The 13716-nt window shown below is 38.5% G+C and carries 14 protein-coding genes; 10 read left to right on the top strand and 4 right to left on the bottom strand.

What is annotated here, in order from left to right; genetic code table 11:
- The first annotated feature begins 71 nt into the window (after nt 1–71).
- The 4 genes from ACY650_RS09645 to ACY650_RS09630 all read left to right on the top strand — a co-directional run bounded on the left by ACY650_RS09645 (nt 72) and on the right by ACY650_RS09630 (nt 3356).
- Nucleotides 72–299: a hypothetical protein gene (locus ACY650_RS09645; protein ID WP_348279408.1), complete on the top strand. Its 228-nt coding sequence runs from the start codon at nt 72–74 to the stop codon at nt 297–299.
- Nucleotides 300–363: 64 nt separating this feature from the next.
- Nucleotides 364–1746, top strand: a complete 1383-nt coding sequence (gene glmM / locus ACY650_RS09640) for a phosphoglucosamine mutase (protein ID WP_462254156.1) — start codon at nt 364–366, stop codon at nt 1744–1746.
- A gap of 12 nt (nt 1747–1758) precedes the next feature.
- The gene (locus ACY650_RS09635) at nt 1759–2898 is read left to right on the top strand and encodes a cysteine desulfurase family protein (RefSeq protein WP_462254154.1); all 1140 of its coding nucleotides are present in this window, start codon (nt 1759–1761) and stop codon (nt 2896–2898) included.
- Nucleotides 2895–3356, top strand: coding sequence for a DoxX family protein (locus ACY650_RS09630; RefSeq protein WP_462254152.1), 462 nt, complete (start codon nt 2895–2897; stop codon nt 3354–3356). Before ACY650_RS09635 ends, ACY650_RS09630 begins: the two co-directional genes overlap by 4 nt.
- Here the strand turns inward: ACY650_RS09630 and hemH are convergent.
- Genes hemH through ACY650_RS09615 form a run of 3 tightly spaced genes read right to left on the bottom strand, consistent with a single transcriptional unit; the run spans nt 3353 to nt 5617 of the window.
- A complete protein-coding gene (gene hemH, locus ACY650_RS09625; RefSeq protein WP_462254150.1) occupies nt 3353–4363 on the bottom strand; it encodes a ferrochelatase in 1011 nt (336 codons plus the stop codon). The genes ACY650_RS09630 and hemH overlap by 4 nt on opposite strands.
- A 4-nt stretch (nt 4364–4367) precedes the next feature.
- Nucleotides 4368–4958 (bottom strand): VTT domain-containing protein, encoded by a 591-nt coding sequence (locus tag ACY650_RS09620; protein WP_462254148.1) that lies wholly within the window; start codon nt 4956–4958, stop codon nt 4368–4370.
- A 26-nt stretch (nt 4959–4984) separates the two neighbouring features.
- A complete protein-coding gene (locus tag ACY650_RS09615; protein WP_462254146.1) occupies nt 4985–5617 on the bottom strand; it encodes a hypothetical protein in 633 nt (210 codons plus the stop codon).
- An 89-nt stretch (nt 5618–5706) separates the two neighbouring features.
- On the opposite strand from ACY650_RS09615, the gene recJ reads away from it, so the two are divergent.
- The 5 genes from recJ to ACY650_RS09590 all read left to right on the top strand — a co-directional run bounded on the left by recJ (nt 5707) and on the right by ACY650_RS09590 (nt 11717).
- Nucleotides 5707–7404, top strand: a complete 1698-nt coding sequence (recJ, locus tag ACY650_RS09610) for a single-stranded-DNA-specific exonuclease RecJ (protein WP_462254144.1) — start codon at nt 5707–5709, stop codon at nt 7402–7404.
- Between the two features lie 14 nt (nt 7405–7418).
- Nucleotides 7419–8150, top strand: a complete 732-nt coding sequence (lptB, locus tag ACY650_RS09605; protein WP_462254142.1) for an LPS export ABC transporter ATP-binding protein — start codon at nt 7419–7421, stop codon at nt 8148–8150.
- A gap of 3 nt (nt 8151–8153) precedes the next feature.
- Nucleotides 8154–9680 carry a GH3 auxin-responsive promoter family protein gene (locus ACY650_RS09600; protein WP_462254140.1) on the top strand — a complete coding sequence of 509 codons (1527 nt, stop codon included), beginning with the start codon at nt 8154–8156 and terminating at the stop codon, nt 9678–9680.
- 100 nt (nt 9681–9780) lie between these two features.
- Nucleotides 9781–10071, top strand: a complete 291-nt coding sequence (locus ACY650_RS09595; RefSeq protein WP_462254138.1) for a hypothetical protein — start codon at nt 9781–9783, stop codon at nt 10069–10071.
- 44 nt (nt 10072–10115) lie between these two features.
- Nucleotides 10116–11717 (top strand): SulP family inorganic anion transporter, encoded by a 1602-nt coding sequence (locus ACY650_RS09590; protein ID WP_462254136.1) that lies wholly within the window; start codon nt 10116–10118, stop codon nt 11715–11717.
- Between the two features lie 38 nt (nt 11718–11755).
- Here ACY650_RS09590 and ACY650_RS09585 read toward each other — a convergent pair whose 3' ends face one another.
- The gene (locus ACY650_RS09585) at nt 11756–12781 is read right to left on the bottom strand and encodes an RluA family pseudouridine synthase (protein ID WP_462254134.1); all 1026 of its coding nucleotides are present in this window, start codon (nt 12779–12781) and stop codon (nt 11756–11758) included.
- Nucleotides 12782–12798: 17 nt separating this feature from the next.
- Here ACY650_RS09585 and ACY650_RS09580 point away from each other — a divergent pair, with 17 nt between their 5' ends.
- A complete protein-coding gene (locus ACY650_RS09580) occupies nt 12799–13701 on the top strand; it encodes a 1-aminocyclopropane-1-carboxylate deaminase/D-cysteine desulfhydrase (protein WP_462254132.1) in 903 nt (300 codons plus the stop codon).
- Nucleotides 13702–13716: the final 15 nt, after the last annotated feature.

Raw genomic sequence — 13716 nt, 5'->3', positions numbered from 1 at the left:
TTGAAAAGACGTGTTAATTGTTGACCATCTACAGCCGCAAATTGGCTAATTTTGCATCAAAATCGGGACGAATGCAGGTAGTATTATTAGGAATCGGAATTTTCGCATTGTTTTTTGTTGGGTTATCTATCCGCATTTTGTTAAAAAAAGACGGAGAATTTAAGGGGACATGCGCTTCTCAGAACCCTTACCTAAACAAAGAAGGTGCGTCTTGCGGATTTTGCGGAAAAACTGTTAAGCCTGGTGAGGACTGTGGCAATCCGGATTCAGAAGTGAATAAGGTTCTAGCGAAGTTCTGATTTAAGACTTTCTACTTTTCGCGACATTTCTATATTTGCGCACCGCTTAAAAACACTGAACATTTTGACACTAATCAAATCAATATCCGGCCTGCGTGGAACGATAGGTGGAAAAGCCGGAGATAATTTATCGCCCTTAGATGTTGTCAAGTTTGCAGCAGGCTATGGTGCCTGGTTAAAAGATGACCACAAAAACCCTAAAGTTGTTATTGGGAGAGATGCAAGACCTTCTGGTGCTTCATTTACCCAACTAGTTGCCAATACACTAATTAATCAAGGGATTGATGTAATTGATCTTGGATTGAGCACTACGCCTACTGTGGAGATGGCGGTAATTGCTGAGGGAGCACAGGGAGGCATAATTTTAACTGCAAGTCACAACCCTGCCGGGTGGAACGCACTTAAATTACTCAATAGCCATGGTGAATTTATCTCAGGCGAAGAGGGTAAAAAAGTACTTGAGTACTCAGATTCAAAAGACATCGAATTTGCTCAAACGCAGAAGTTTGGAAATCTAACCAATAATGATTTTTATATCGATCATCATATCGAGCAAATATTTAATCATCCATTAGTAGATGTTGATGCAATCAGAAATGCTGGCTTCAAAGTAGTAGTAGACGCCGTAAATAGCACGGGCGGTGTTTCAATAGTACCTATGCTGAAGCAACTGGGAGTTGAAGTAAAAGAACTCTTTTGCGACCCAACTGGAAATTTCCCTCACAACCCTGAGCCTCTTCCTGAAAACCTACAGCAAATCTGCGGTGAACTTGAAAAGGGTAACTACGATCTGGGTGTAGCTGTAGATCCCGATGTTGACAGGCTAGCACTTATTTGTGAAAATGGAGAACCATTTGGAGAAGAATATACGCTTGTCGCTGTTGCAGATTATGTTCTTTCCAAAAAGAAAGGCAATACTGTATCTAACCTTTCTTCTACAAGGGCTCTTCGAGACATTACAGAAAAGCATGGTTGTGAATACAATGCCTCAGCTGTAGGAGAAGTTCATGTGGTCAATAAAATGAAAGAGACCAATGCAGTAATTGGTGGTGAAGGAAATGGAGGTGTTATTGTTCCTGACTTGCACTATGGACGGGATGCACTAGCTGGATTAGCTTTATTCTTAACTCATCTTGCCAACTTTGGCAAAAGCACCTCAATGCTTCGGGCGACCTATCCCAACTACTATATATCGAAGAATAAAATAGAGCTTACTCCTGAGATTAATGTTGATGGCGTTCTTGAGGCAATTAAAGAAAAATATAAGGGTCAGCCAATTAATTTGGTAGATGGTGTAAAAATCGAATTTGATAAAGAGTGGGTGCAATTACGAAAGTCCAATACTGAGCCGATTATTCGTATTTTTGCAGAGTCTGAAAGTCAGAATACGGCAGAACATCTTGCTAAAAAGCTGATAATGGACATCAAGGAAGTGATTTCCGGATAAAACCTACATGTTATGAAAGTCTATTTTGATAATGCTGCTACCACGGCAATAGATCTAGAAGTATTCGAAGCTATGAAACCTTATATGCTCGAACACTTTGGCAATCCGTCATCTATTCATTCGCATGGTCGTCAGGTACGAACTGCAATTGAAAGATCTAGGAAAAAAGTAGCTGACTTATTGAATGCAGCGCCGGCAGAAATTTTCTTTACTTCTGGTGGTACTGAAGCTGACAATACAGCTATACGATGCACTGTAAGTGAAAAAGGCATCAAGCATATCATTACAAGCAAGATCGAACACCATGCAGTCCTTCATACCGTTGAATCACTTGAAAAAAGAGGTCTCAAAGTGAGTTATGTAGACTTGAATGACAATGGTCAGATTGACTATGACCACCTGGAAAGTTTGTTGAAGGACAATCCGCATACACTTGTTACCTTAATGCATGCGAATAATGAAATAGGCAACTTACTAGATATTGAAAGAGTAGGTGATCTGTGTAAGGAACATGAAGCTTGCTTTCATTCTGACACTGTTCAAAGCATGGCGCATTATGCACATGACATGCAAAACCTTAACCTTGATTTTGCTGTTGGATCTGCTCATAAATTTCACGGCCCTAAGGGCATTGGATTCCTTTACATTAATCACGAAAATAAGATTCACCCATTTATTCATGGGGGAGCGCAAGAGCGTAATATGCGTGGAGGGACTGAGAATGTCTATGGCATCGTAGGGCTAGCCAAAGCAATGGAAATCGCCTACTCTGATATGAGTAATCACCGAACGCATATAGAAGGCCTTAAAACAAGAATGATTGAACAATTAAAAGCCAACATCGAAGGTGTAGCTTTTAATGGTGTATCTAATGATCTCAATAACAGTTTGTATACAGTGTTGAATGTGTGCCTTCCTGTGAATGATGATAATGATATGCTACTCTTTAATCTTGATATTGAAGGTGTGTCTGCCTCAGGGGGTAGCGCATGTAGTAGCGGGTCAAGTATTGGGTCACATGTCTTGGCGGAGCTAAATAGAGATCAAAATCGCGGAGCCATTCGTTTTTCTTTTAGTAAATACAATACATTAGAGGAAGTAGATTATGCGGTTGAAAAGCTTGCAAAGCTTTATCAACCTGAAACTGCATGAAAGTAAAACCAATATTTCATTCATTTGAATCGAAAGATCTGATTCACATCATTCCAAGATTAATTGTGGCAATTATTCTTGGCCAAACCCTCCCGTTCAAGTTTGGTGGTGCCGAAGAAAGTATCTGGATTTTCGAACAAATTGGTTGGGAACCTTGGGGAAGATACCTCATAGCAAGTATTGAGGCCGCTTCTACTATTTTACTCCTCACCAACTACTACATTATTGGCGCTATAATTTCACTGAGTATTATTAGTGCTGCGAATTTCCTTCACTTTACGAAATTGGGCTTTATCGTCAATGATGATGGGGGTACGTTATTTATCCTTAGCATCGTTGTAATCTTTTGCTCTCTTTGGATTGTATTGTATTGGAATATGCAAAGAGTGGAGCAGCAAGTAGCCAATTTCGAAATTGATTGGGAAGATGTAGATGAGGATGAGTTCTTAGCTGACTAACCCTCTACCAACTCTTTTAAACAAGTAACCCATTTATCCTCTGCGTTCAAGCTAGGTACCAAATCCCATTTCTCTCCTCCGGCTTCCATAAATTCTTCTTTGTACTCTTGACCAACTTCTACTGTGGTTTCGAGACAATCTGATACGAAAGCTGGTGAAAAAGCCAATATTTTTTTCTTCCCTTTTTGAGCAAGCTCTTTCAGAACGTCCTCCGTGTAAGGTTGTACCCATGGGTCCTTACCCAATCGAGATTGGAAGCAAACGGTAAAGTCTTCCTCTTTAATTCCTAGCTTTTTCACCACAAGTCTTGTGGTTTCAAAACATTGTGCGCGGTAGCAATACCTATTGTGTTCGTTTAATGAATCACAACAAGAGCCTAATTTACAGTAGTCTCCGTATGATCCTTTTCTTATTTGTCTTTCCGGCAATCCATGATAGCTAAAGATGTAATGATCATATGAATCAGCGTCCATTAGTTTTTTCCCTTGATCACAAATCGTCTCGATAAATAGTTCTTCTTCTAAAAATTGAGCAGTGAATTTGATATCTGGAATGATCTGCCACTCCTTAGTTATTTCCATAACTTTATCGATAACGGAGCCAGTAGTGGCTGAGGCATACTGAGGAAAAAGCGGAATTACATGAAGTGTAGCTACCTCCTCATTCTGAAATTCTTTAAGAACTGATTCCAATGATGGATTTTGATATCTCATTGCAAATTTCACTGAGTATTCTTCATCTAATTTTTTAGCAAGGAGTTCGGTAATATCTTCTGTATAATACTTAAGAGGTGATCCGCGCTCGTCCCAAAGCTTACGGTACTCAGCAGCAGATTTGGGAGATCTAAATGGAGCTATAATACCATTTACGAGTAAAAACCGTGGAAAAGCGGGTATGTCAATAACCCTTTTATCCATAAGGAATTCTCTTAAATATTTTCTTACGTCAGAAACTGCGGTTGAATCCGGTGTTCCCAGATTGACCAATAAAACTCCCTTTTTTTTCATCCTATTAGAAGATGTTGGCTTCCCAAATTACTATTCCGTAGGCGATAAACCTCAAAAACCGAAATAATGAAAACCATAGATATTTTTTAAATGAATAATGAACAGACCCTACCAGCATTGCAATGCCCGAAAAAGGCAAAGGAGTCAATGCTGCTACTACTACTAAAAATCCTCCGTAATTGTTTAAATGCTTTTCAAATTTGCCAAACACTCTTACTTTCATCAGCCTGTAAAACCTAGTGTTTTTTAAATATGCACCAATCCCAAATCCTATTATCCCTGCCACATATGAAATGGCTGATAGAGCAATCACATTATTTATGTAGTCCGTCAATACCTCATTCCTGAGCGACCAGATCATGAAAAATTCAGGAGGAATGATACCGAAAATTATTTCGGAAGCTAAAAATATGAGGTATACAATCGTTGGCTCATCGTAAACTGGTCCAAGAACAGTTTCGAGCGTAAAGTCATAGTTCTTTCTTAGATAGATAAACCCAACAACGATAACAGCCAACCACAAAAAGCCTCTTAAGAGATTTCTAATCAAAAATCTTCTCTTGTTGGGCAGTTCATTTTGTGTTTTATTGGGCATGTTCAACCTAAACTGGAAATTCGAAACTATTGTTCCTCCGACTTAGTCTCCGGCTCTTTTTTTTGCTTTGTTTTGGAAAATGACACTCTCCAATAAGGATCTTCTAATTCCGTATATCTTCCATAAAACTGCGTTAGCATAATCTTCACGGCGTAGTTGAGCCTATTCTGGGCATCCTGAAAGTAGTCAATACGATTTTTAGGATGGTATATGAAAAATTTAATTACGGGGAATGCACATGTCCTAAAATCTCCCAATACTTTCTTCACATCGGCTTTATCTTTCTCAAGTGCCTCCATAGCCTTTCCACAACAAATCCCTACTCCTTTGATGAGAGGAATGTAGATTTTATTGACCTCACCATTCTTCTCTTCTAACTCAGCACACGCCTCTTCACAAAATGCCCTTAAGATTCGAAGCGATGGAATGCTCATACTTGCTTCGGTAAACACATCAGGCTGCCACAAAATCTCTCTGAAAGTAAATATTGATGGAAGCAATTCTGTGTCGAAAGCATCATCATCCTTTAATGCAAGCATTGTTTCAGTACTTATGGAATTTATTTTCACTGCACCCGCGCACAATGAGTATGACCAACCCTGTTCTTTGGTGTTGACCATTTTTAAAAAATTCCATATTTCATTCAATGCTATCTTCATCCTATTCTGTTAGGGATCACAAAATAAACATTCAACATCATATACTGCAATAACAATCTTTTTGTGTTCCAATTTTATATATTCAACCCGTGGAAAAAAGATGGGTATATAAAGACGATGGAGACTTAGAAATTGTTGAACAACTTAGTCGTGATCTCAACATTAACGAGTATCTCTCAAAGATTTTGGTGCAGCGAGGAATTACTGACTTTGATAAGGCAAAAGATTTTTTTAGACCTTCATTATCTCAACTAAATGATCCATTTCTAATGCTGAATATGGATAAAGCGGTAAATCGATTAACAGAAGCTGTATTTAGCCAAGAGAAAATCTTAATCTATGGCGATTATGATGTCGATGGTACGACTTCTGTTAGCTTGGTTTATTTGTTCTTAAGAAATTTTACTGAACATATTGAGTTCTACATTCCTGACAGATACACTGAAGGCTATGGTATTTCCGAAAAGGGCATTAACCATGCAATAGAGAGTGATGTAAAGTTGATAATTGCCTTAGACTGTGGAATACGTGCCATCGATAGGGCCATCCAGGCGAAAGATGCAGGAGTAGATTTAATAATCTGTGACCATCATATACCTGGTGAAATTCTTCCTCAAGCATATGCCATCTTAGATCCGAAGCAAGAAGACTGTAACTACACATTTGACGAATTATCTGGTTGTGGGGTTGGGTTTAAGCTTCTCGAAGGGTTTTGTCAACAGAATACCATTGAAAAAGAAAAACTGTTTGAGTATTTGGATTTGGTAGCTGTCAGTATTGGATGTGACCTTGTGCCAATAATTGGAGAAAATAGGATTCTATCATTTTACGGACTTAAAAAGCTCAATCAGTCTCCGTCAGCCGGGCTCAAATCACTTATAGAAATTAGCGGCAAGAAAAAGAAGTTTTCAATTACTGATGTAGTCTTCTCAATCGGTCCCAGAATCAATGCAGCAGGTAGATTGACACATGCTAAAGAATCAGTAAACCTACTAATTGGTGATTCCTCTCAAACGGATGCTTTTGCGGATAATCTTAATGATAGAAATAAAGAAAGAAGGGAATTTGATCAGTCAATCACTGCCGAGGCGCTGGAAATGATTGAAGAATCTGATAAAAAGAAAAAGTCAACCGTCTTATTCAAAAATGATTGGCACAAGGGTGTAATTGGAATTGTAGCTTCTCGCTGCATAGAGCACTATTACCGGCCAACCATTATTCTAACGGAATCAAAGGGCAAAGCAACCGGATCTGCACGTTCTGTAGAAGGTTTTGATATTCATCATGCCATTTCTGAATGCTCTGATCTATTAGATCAATTTGGTGGACATACTCATGCGGCAGGACTCACCTTACCTTTAGACAATGTTGAACCATTCATTTCCAAATTTGAGGATGTGGTGAGTAATAGCATCAATCCAACTCATCTAATTCCAAAGGTCGAAATCGATACAGAGATACCCCTCTCTGCTCTTACATTCAAAACCTTTAGTGTGATGGATCAGATGGCACCATTTGGACCTAAAAATATGGCTCCTGTCTTTGGCACAAAAAATGCAATCGTTGATGAAATTCCAAAAGTGATCAAGGAAAAACACCTAAAAGGCTTTGTAAGGTCAATAGACAATAAGAAGAAATATGAGTTTATTGGTTTTGGTTTGGCAGACAAGTTGGATCAAATAAATGTGGGAAAACCATTTCAAATTGCCTATCACTTGGAAGAAAATAACTATTTGGGACAAAAGTCCCTGATTCTTAATCTTATGGATATAAGAATTGATTCATAACTTGCACTTCTTTTATGGAACTACGCGCAGAACATCTTGTCAAGAAATACAAAAAGAAAAAAGTCGTCAACGACATTTCTGTAACTGTTAGAACAGGAGAAATTGTAGGTCTCTTGGGACCAAATGGAGCTGGGAAAACCACCTCTTTTTACATGACAGTGGGTTTAATTAAGCCCAATGAAGGTAAGATATTTTTGGATGAGGAAGACATCACAGAGCTACCTATGTATCAAAGAGCAAAGAAAGGAATAGGATATCTAGCCCAAGAAGCGTCTGTCTTTAGAAAATTGAGTGTCGAAGACAATATCCTTGCGGTCCTGGAAATGACCGATCTCAGCAAGGAAGAACAAAAAGAAAAATGTGAAGGATTGCTTGAGGAGTTTAGCCTTACGCATGTAAGAAAAAACCTTGGTCAAGTATTGTCAGGAGGTGAGCGAAGAAGAACGGAGATCGCGCGAGCACTAGCAGTAGATCCGAACTTTGTTTTATTAGATGAGCCTTTCGCTGGGGTAGACCCAATCGCAGTGGAGGAAATTCAGACAATTGTCGCCCAGCTCAAGAATAAAAACATCGGCATACTCATAACAGACCACAATGTAAATGAAACCCTGTCTATTACTGATAGGGCCTACTTAATGTTTGAAGGAAGGTTGCTAAAAGCGGGTACTGCTGAAGAATTGGCCAATGACGAACAAGTAAGGAAAGTTTATCTTGGTAAACATTTCGAGCTAAAAAGAAAAGTATAGAAAATGGAATTGCTCAACTCCATATTGTCTTGGGTGATGAAGAAAAGAATTCATCAAATCGAGCTATTCATGAAATATCCTCATGAGGTTCAAAATGAACTTTTGGAGGATATGGTGAAGAAGGCTAACAAGACGGAATATGGTAAGCAATTTGGATTCAAGACCATTGAAAACTATGAGCATTTTAAAAACAAGGTGCCTATAGTCGGTTACGAAGATCTTTTCCCCTACATCGAACGTCTAATGAAAGGTGAGCAAAACCTCCTTTGGCCATCCGAAATACGTTGGTTTGCCAAATCATCAGGCACAACCAATGCAAGAAGTAAATTCATCCCAGTATCTCAGGAAGCACTCGATGATTGTCACTATAAAGGTGGCAAAGACTTGCTAAGTATTTATTTCAACAATTATCCAGAGGCAAAAATGTTTGCCGGAAAAGGATTGGTAATTGGTGGCAGTCATCAAATCAATCAATTTGATGAAAATTCCAATTCATACTATGGAGATGTATCTGCTGTATTGCTCAAGAATTTACCCTGGTGGGCACAGATGGTGCGAACACCTAGTCTGGACATCGCACTTATGGACGAGTGGGAGGAAAAAATTGATAAGATGGTTGAAATCACGGCAAACGAAAATGTTACTAACATTTCCGGTGTTCCAACCTGGATGATCGTCCTCATTGAGAAGATGCTCGAAAGAAATAATGTCAATAATCTTTTAGATGTTTGGCCAAACCTGGAAGTCTTTTTTCATGGTGCGGTCTCATTTACTCCCTACGAAGAGCTATTTAAAAAATTGATACCTTCTTCTAGCATGAGGTATATGGAGACCTACAATGCATCTGAAGGGTTTTTTGGAATCACAGATCAGGTGAATAGTAGTGAAATGCTATTAATGCTAGATTATGGAATTTTTTACGAATTTATACCATTCGCAGAGCTGGATAGCGACAATCCTAAGACCTTGACACTTGATGAAGTAGAGGTAGGAAAAAATTATGCCATTATTATAACCACCAATGCTGGCCTTTGGAGATATCGAATTGGTGACACAGTAACTTTTACCAGCATTGATCCATTCCGAATAAAAATCTCTGGACGGACGAAACACTTTATCAATGCATTTGGTGAAGAGCTAATCATTGATAATGCAGAAGTGGCTGTTGCAGAAGCATGTAAAAAGACAGATGCCATTATCGATAATTTCACAGCTGGCCCAACATATTTAGGTGATGGCAATAAAGGCGGACATGAGTGGATCATCGAGTTTACCAGAGAACCAAATGACCTCAATCGCTTTACTCAACTTCTTGACGAGAAACTAAGAGAAGTAAACTCTGATTATGATGCTAAACGTTACAAGGATATAGCACTGCAGGCTCCAACTATCCATGTTGTACCTCAACGCACATTTTATGCATGGATGAAATCGAGAGGTAAGCTTGGAGGTCAGCATAAGGTTCCTCGGCTTGCCAATAATCGTGAATATCTGGATCAATTGTTGGAATTCAGAAGCCACTCATCATAGATTTTTGGGGTCTTAATTAAAGACAAAAACATGATTTATAACTTTGCGTAAGACATTTTGCATTGAACCTTAAGTAATAAATCGTAGTTTTACCGATTCCATGCGCGACCAAATTTTCATAAGAGTACTTACACTAATCCTATGCTTTGCTATGGTAGCAGAAGTTACTGTGCTGGTTGAAAATATAGACGCAATTTCATTGGAAGTGGATGGCGAAATGGAACATGAGGAGAGCAAAGAGAAAGAAAAAGAAAAAACCACAACAGGTATTAACTCTATCTTGCTAACTAACGACTCGCTTATCTCTAAAACATCATTTGCAACGTACCAACTTCGAAACTGGAATACTCCTTCTTTAGATTTTCAAACACCCCCACCTGAGTTGAGTTGAGTTAATCCGATTATTACTTTTTACTTAACACAACTTTAACTTTTATGGATAGTCAAAAGACTGGTCTGTTTAGTAATTTAAAATCAGACCTACCTGCCAGTTTGGTAGTATTTTTAGTCGCAGTGCCTCTTTGTTTAGGAATTGCGCAAGCTTCTGAAGCACCTCTATTTGCAGGCGTCATTGCCGGTATTGTGGGGGGAATCATTGTTGGAATTATAAGTGGATCGCAAGTCGGCGTTAGTGGTCCTGCTGCTGGTTTAGCAGTTATTGTTGCTGGTGCGATACAAGATTTGGAATCTTACCAGGTTTTCCTAGCAGCTGTCGTTGTTGGTGGAGTTTTCCAAATCATTCTAGGCTTTATCAAAGCCGGAATTATTGGTTACTACTTCCCCTCATCAGTTATTAAAGGAATGCTTTCAGGTATTGGTATCATCATCATTTTGAAGCAAATACCACATGCTTTTGGTTATGATGAAGACCCTGAAGGAGACCTAGGCTTTGCTCAAGCCGATGGAAAAAATACATTCACAGAGATTATTGACATTTTTAGATATCCTGAAAATATTGATGTAGGAGCGCTAACAATTTTTCTAATTGCGGCAGCAATTCTCGTTCTCTGGGAACAAAAGTTTATTAAGAAGATCAAGCTTTTTCAGATCATCCAAGGCCCACTTGTTGCTGTAATGGCTAGTATCCTATTAAACATAGGATTTGCTGGCACATCTCTACATATCACAGGTGAGTCACACATGGTAAACTTACCTGTTTCAGAAAGCTTTGGAGGTTTCTTTAACCAGTTTACATTGTTTGATCCGAGCGCATTATTCAGACTCGATGTTATATTCATGGGTGCCATAATAGCTCTTGTTGCCTCTCTTGAGACGTTACTTTGCGTTGAGGCTACCGATAAGCTAGATCCTCAGAAAAGGATTACACCAACAAACCGAGAGTTGATTGCTCAAGGTGTTGGTAATGCATTTTCTGGTATGATAGGAGGACTACCTGTAACTCAGGTAATTGTTCGAAGCTCTGCAAATATTCAGTCTGGTGGACGTACTAAAATGTCCGCGATTCTTCATGGTGTATTATTGCTTGTGTGTGTTATTCTAATACCAGACATATTAAACCTAATTCCTAAGGCTTGTCTGGCAGCGATTTTGATTATTGTAGGATATAAACTTGCGAAGCCTGTTATTTTCAAACAAATGTGGGCAGGTGGAAAAGATGTATTCCTACCTTTCATTATCACCATCCTTGGAATTGTCTTTACAGATCTTCTAATAGGAATTGGAATGGGCTTGGTAGTAGGTATATTCCAAGTTCTTTACAACAATTTCAAAAAGCCTTATGATGTAGAAAAAACTGAAGAAGGTGGAGAAATTAAGTTGAAGTTAGAGCTGTCGGAAAACCTTACTTTCCTAAGTAAGGCAAGTATGATTGATACAATTGCACATATTCCTGATAATTCTAACATTATCATTGATGCCACAAGATCTCACTATATCCACCCGGATATTATAGAGATGATTGAGGACTTCAAACAAAATGCTGAGTATCGAAACATAAAATTGGAAACCAAGGGATTCGATAAAATGGGCACTTCAAACAAACTCGAAGAGTTAAAAGAAGCGACCAAAGATCTCTAGAATTTAAAACTAAGGCCTCTCATAAGAGAGGCCTTTTTTTAATCTAAATGATCAATGTAGGTTTTCCACTTCTCTAAAACTGACGAAAAATCGTCAGGCAATTCGGAATCGACAAAAACTTCTTTCTTAGATATTGGGTGAATAAAACCTAGTGTCTTAGCATGCAATGCCTGACGAGGCAACATCTTAAAACAGTTTTGAACAAACTGCTTGTATTTTGTAAATACTGTCCCCTTTACTATCTCGCTACCGCCATAGGTAGCATCATTAAATAGCGGATGCCCAACATAGCGCATATGCGCCCTTATCTGATGAGTACGCCCTGTCTCAAGATTGCATTTTACCAAAGACACATACCTTAAGTCCTCTAGCAATTCATAATGGGTGATTGCGTGGCGACCAAAGTCTCCATCCGGAAACGCCATGGTAATTCTTCGATCTTTAAGACTCCTGCCGACATTGACATTAATGGTGCCTTTTTCGTCTTCAGGAACGCCCCAAACAAGCGCATAGTAAGTACGTTCGATTGAATGATCAAAAAATTGCTTCGCCAATCCAGTCATTGCCTTTTCAGTCTTCGCTATTACAAGCAATCCGGAGGTGTCTTTATCAATTCTATGTACAAGTCCTGGCCTTCCATCATTGCCTTTCATTTCTGGCAGATTCTTAAAATGAAAAGCCAAAGCATTCACTAGTGTTCCAGACCAATTTTGATAGGCAGGATGCACAACCATTCCGGCAGGCTTATTAACAATCAGCAAGTGTTCATCTTCAAAAACAATATCAAGAGGGATATCCTCAGGCACCAATTCTTCATCTCTTGGCGGTTCAGGCAACATCACTGAAATTTCATCTAATGGATGAACTTTATAATTAGGTTTGACATCATTACCATTCACTTTAACAAACCCTTCCTTTATACCAGCTTGAACCTTATTTCTAGTAACATTAGGGAGTCGATCCATTAAGAACTTATCGATACGCAGTAAGTCTTGTCCTGCATCAACCTTGATATGATGGTGCTCATATAGGTCTCCTTCAATTTCGCTTGGTTCATCCGTCATAGCTGTAAATTTAAGCCATGGTAAGGCTACCTACACCAACACAGGAAATAACCCATCCTCTTTTAGCACAAAAAGGAATTCGTCTTTTTATTAAAAGAGATGATTTGATTCATTCACAAATCATGGGGAATAAATGGAGAAAACTTAAGTATAATTTAGCTGCTATAAAGGCTAAGGAATGTTCTGGAATTGTAACAATGGGTGGTGCCTACAGCAATCACATCGCTGCTACTGCTGCTTTAGCAAAGGAGAATAACCTGCAATCTGTTGGGATCATTCGTGGGGAGGAGCTTGATGAGTCCAGCAATCCTACACTAAAATTTGCTACTAATTCTGGGATGAAACTGAGGTTTGTGGGTCGATCTGAATACAGAGAATTAAGATCTAACCCTGAGTTGATTAAAAATCAATTCGAAAAACTTTATTTTCTTCCAGAAGGTGGGACCAATGAATTAGCAATTAAGGGATGTGAAGAAATAATTCCAGAAATTGATTTCGATTTTAATGTACTGGTAACTTCAATTGGAACAGGGGGTACGTTCGCTGGGATTCTGAAATCAGCCAAAAAACACCATCAAATCGTCGGGATAAGTAGTTTGAAAGGAGATTTTATTCACGATGAAGTAGGTAAGTTGTTATTCAAACATCAAATTAATAACCAAAATTTTCAGATTATAAGTGACTATCATTTTGGCGGATATGGTAAAACGCAGCCTGATTTGATCGATTTTATTAATTGGTTTAAAGAAAACTTTGAGGTTTCAATTGATCCTATTTATACAGGAAAGACGTTTTTTGCCGTTTGGGATATGATTAAACACAATAAATTCGAAAATAATCTTAAAATAGTGATATTACACACTGGAGGTTTACAGGGTATTGAAGGCTTTAATCGAAAAAATGAAAATATTATTCAATAAGACTTAATTTTAAAA

The organism is Ekhidna sp. (assembly GCF_963691765.1).
Taxonomy (GTDB): domain Bacteria; phylum Bacteroidota; class Bacteroidia; order Cytophagales; family Cyclobacteriaceae; genus Ekhidna.
The sequence above is the reverse complement of the archived record's forward strand: the minus strand, read 5'-3'. Positions and strand labels throughout refer to the sequence as shown.

What these genes read in the sequence shown, in the direction of transcription:
- ACY650_RS09635 (WP_462254154.1), top strand. Translation starts at nt 1,759, where the DNA reads ATGAAAGTCTATTTTGATAATGCTGCTACCACGGCAATAGATCTAGAA.
- ACY650_RS09615 (WP_462254146.1), bottom strand. Translation starts at nt 5,617, where the DNA reads ATGAAGATAGCATTGAATGAAATATGGAATTTTTTAAAAATGGTCAAC.
- lptB (WP_462254142.1), top strand. Translation starts at nt 7,419, where the DNA reads ATGGAACTACGCGCAGAACATCTTGTCAAGAAATACAAAAAGAAAAAA.
- hemH (WP_462254150.1), bottom strand. Translation starts at nt 4,363, where the DNA reads ATGAAAAAAAAGGGAGTTTTATTGGTCAATCTGGGAACACCGGATTCA.
- ACY650_RS09600 (WP_462254140.1), top strand. Translation starts at nt 8,154, where the DNA reads ATGGAATTGCTCAACTCCATATTGTCTTGGGTGATGAAGAAAAGAATT.
- ACY650_RS09595 (WP_462254138.1), top strand. Translation starts at nt 9,781, where the DNA reads ATGCGCGACCAAATTTTCATAAGAGTACTTACACTAATCCTATGCTTT.
- ACY650_RS09590 (WP_462254136.1), top strand. Translation starts at nt 10,116, where the DNA reads ATGGATAGTCAAAAGACTGGTCTGTTTAGTAATTTAAAATCAGACCTA.
- ACY650_RS09620 (WP_462254148.1), bottom strand. Translation starts at nt 4,958, where the DNA reads ATGCCCAATAAAACACAAAATGAACTGCCCAACAAGAGAAGATTTTTG.
- ACY650_RS09585 (WP_462254134.1), bottom strand. Translation starts at nt 12,781, where the DNA reads ATGACGGATGAACCAAGCGAAATTGAAGGAGACCTATATGAGCACCAT.
- ACY650_RS09580 (WP_462254132.1), top strand. Translation starts at nt 12,799, where the DNA reads ATGGTAAGGCTACCTACACCAACACAGGAAATAACCCATCCTCTTTTA.
- ACY650_RS09630 (WP_462254152.1), top strand. Translation starts at nt 2,895, where the DNA reads ATGAAAGTAAAACCAATATTTCATTCATTTGAATCGAAAGATCTGATT.
- ACY650_RS09645 (WP_348279408.1), top strand. Translation starts at nt 72, where the DNA reads ATGCAGGTAGTATTATTAGGAATCGGAATTTTCGCATTGTTTTTTGTT.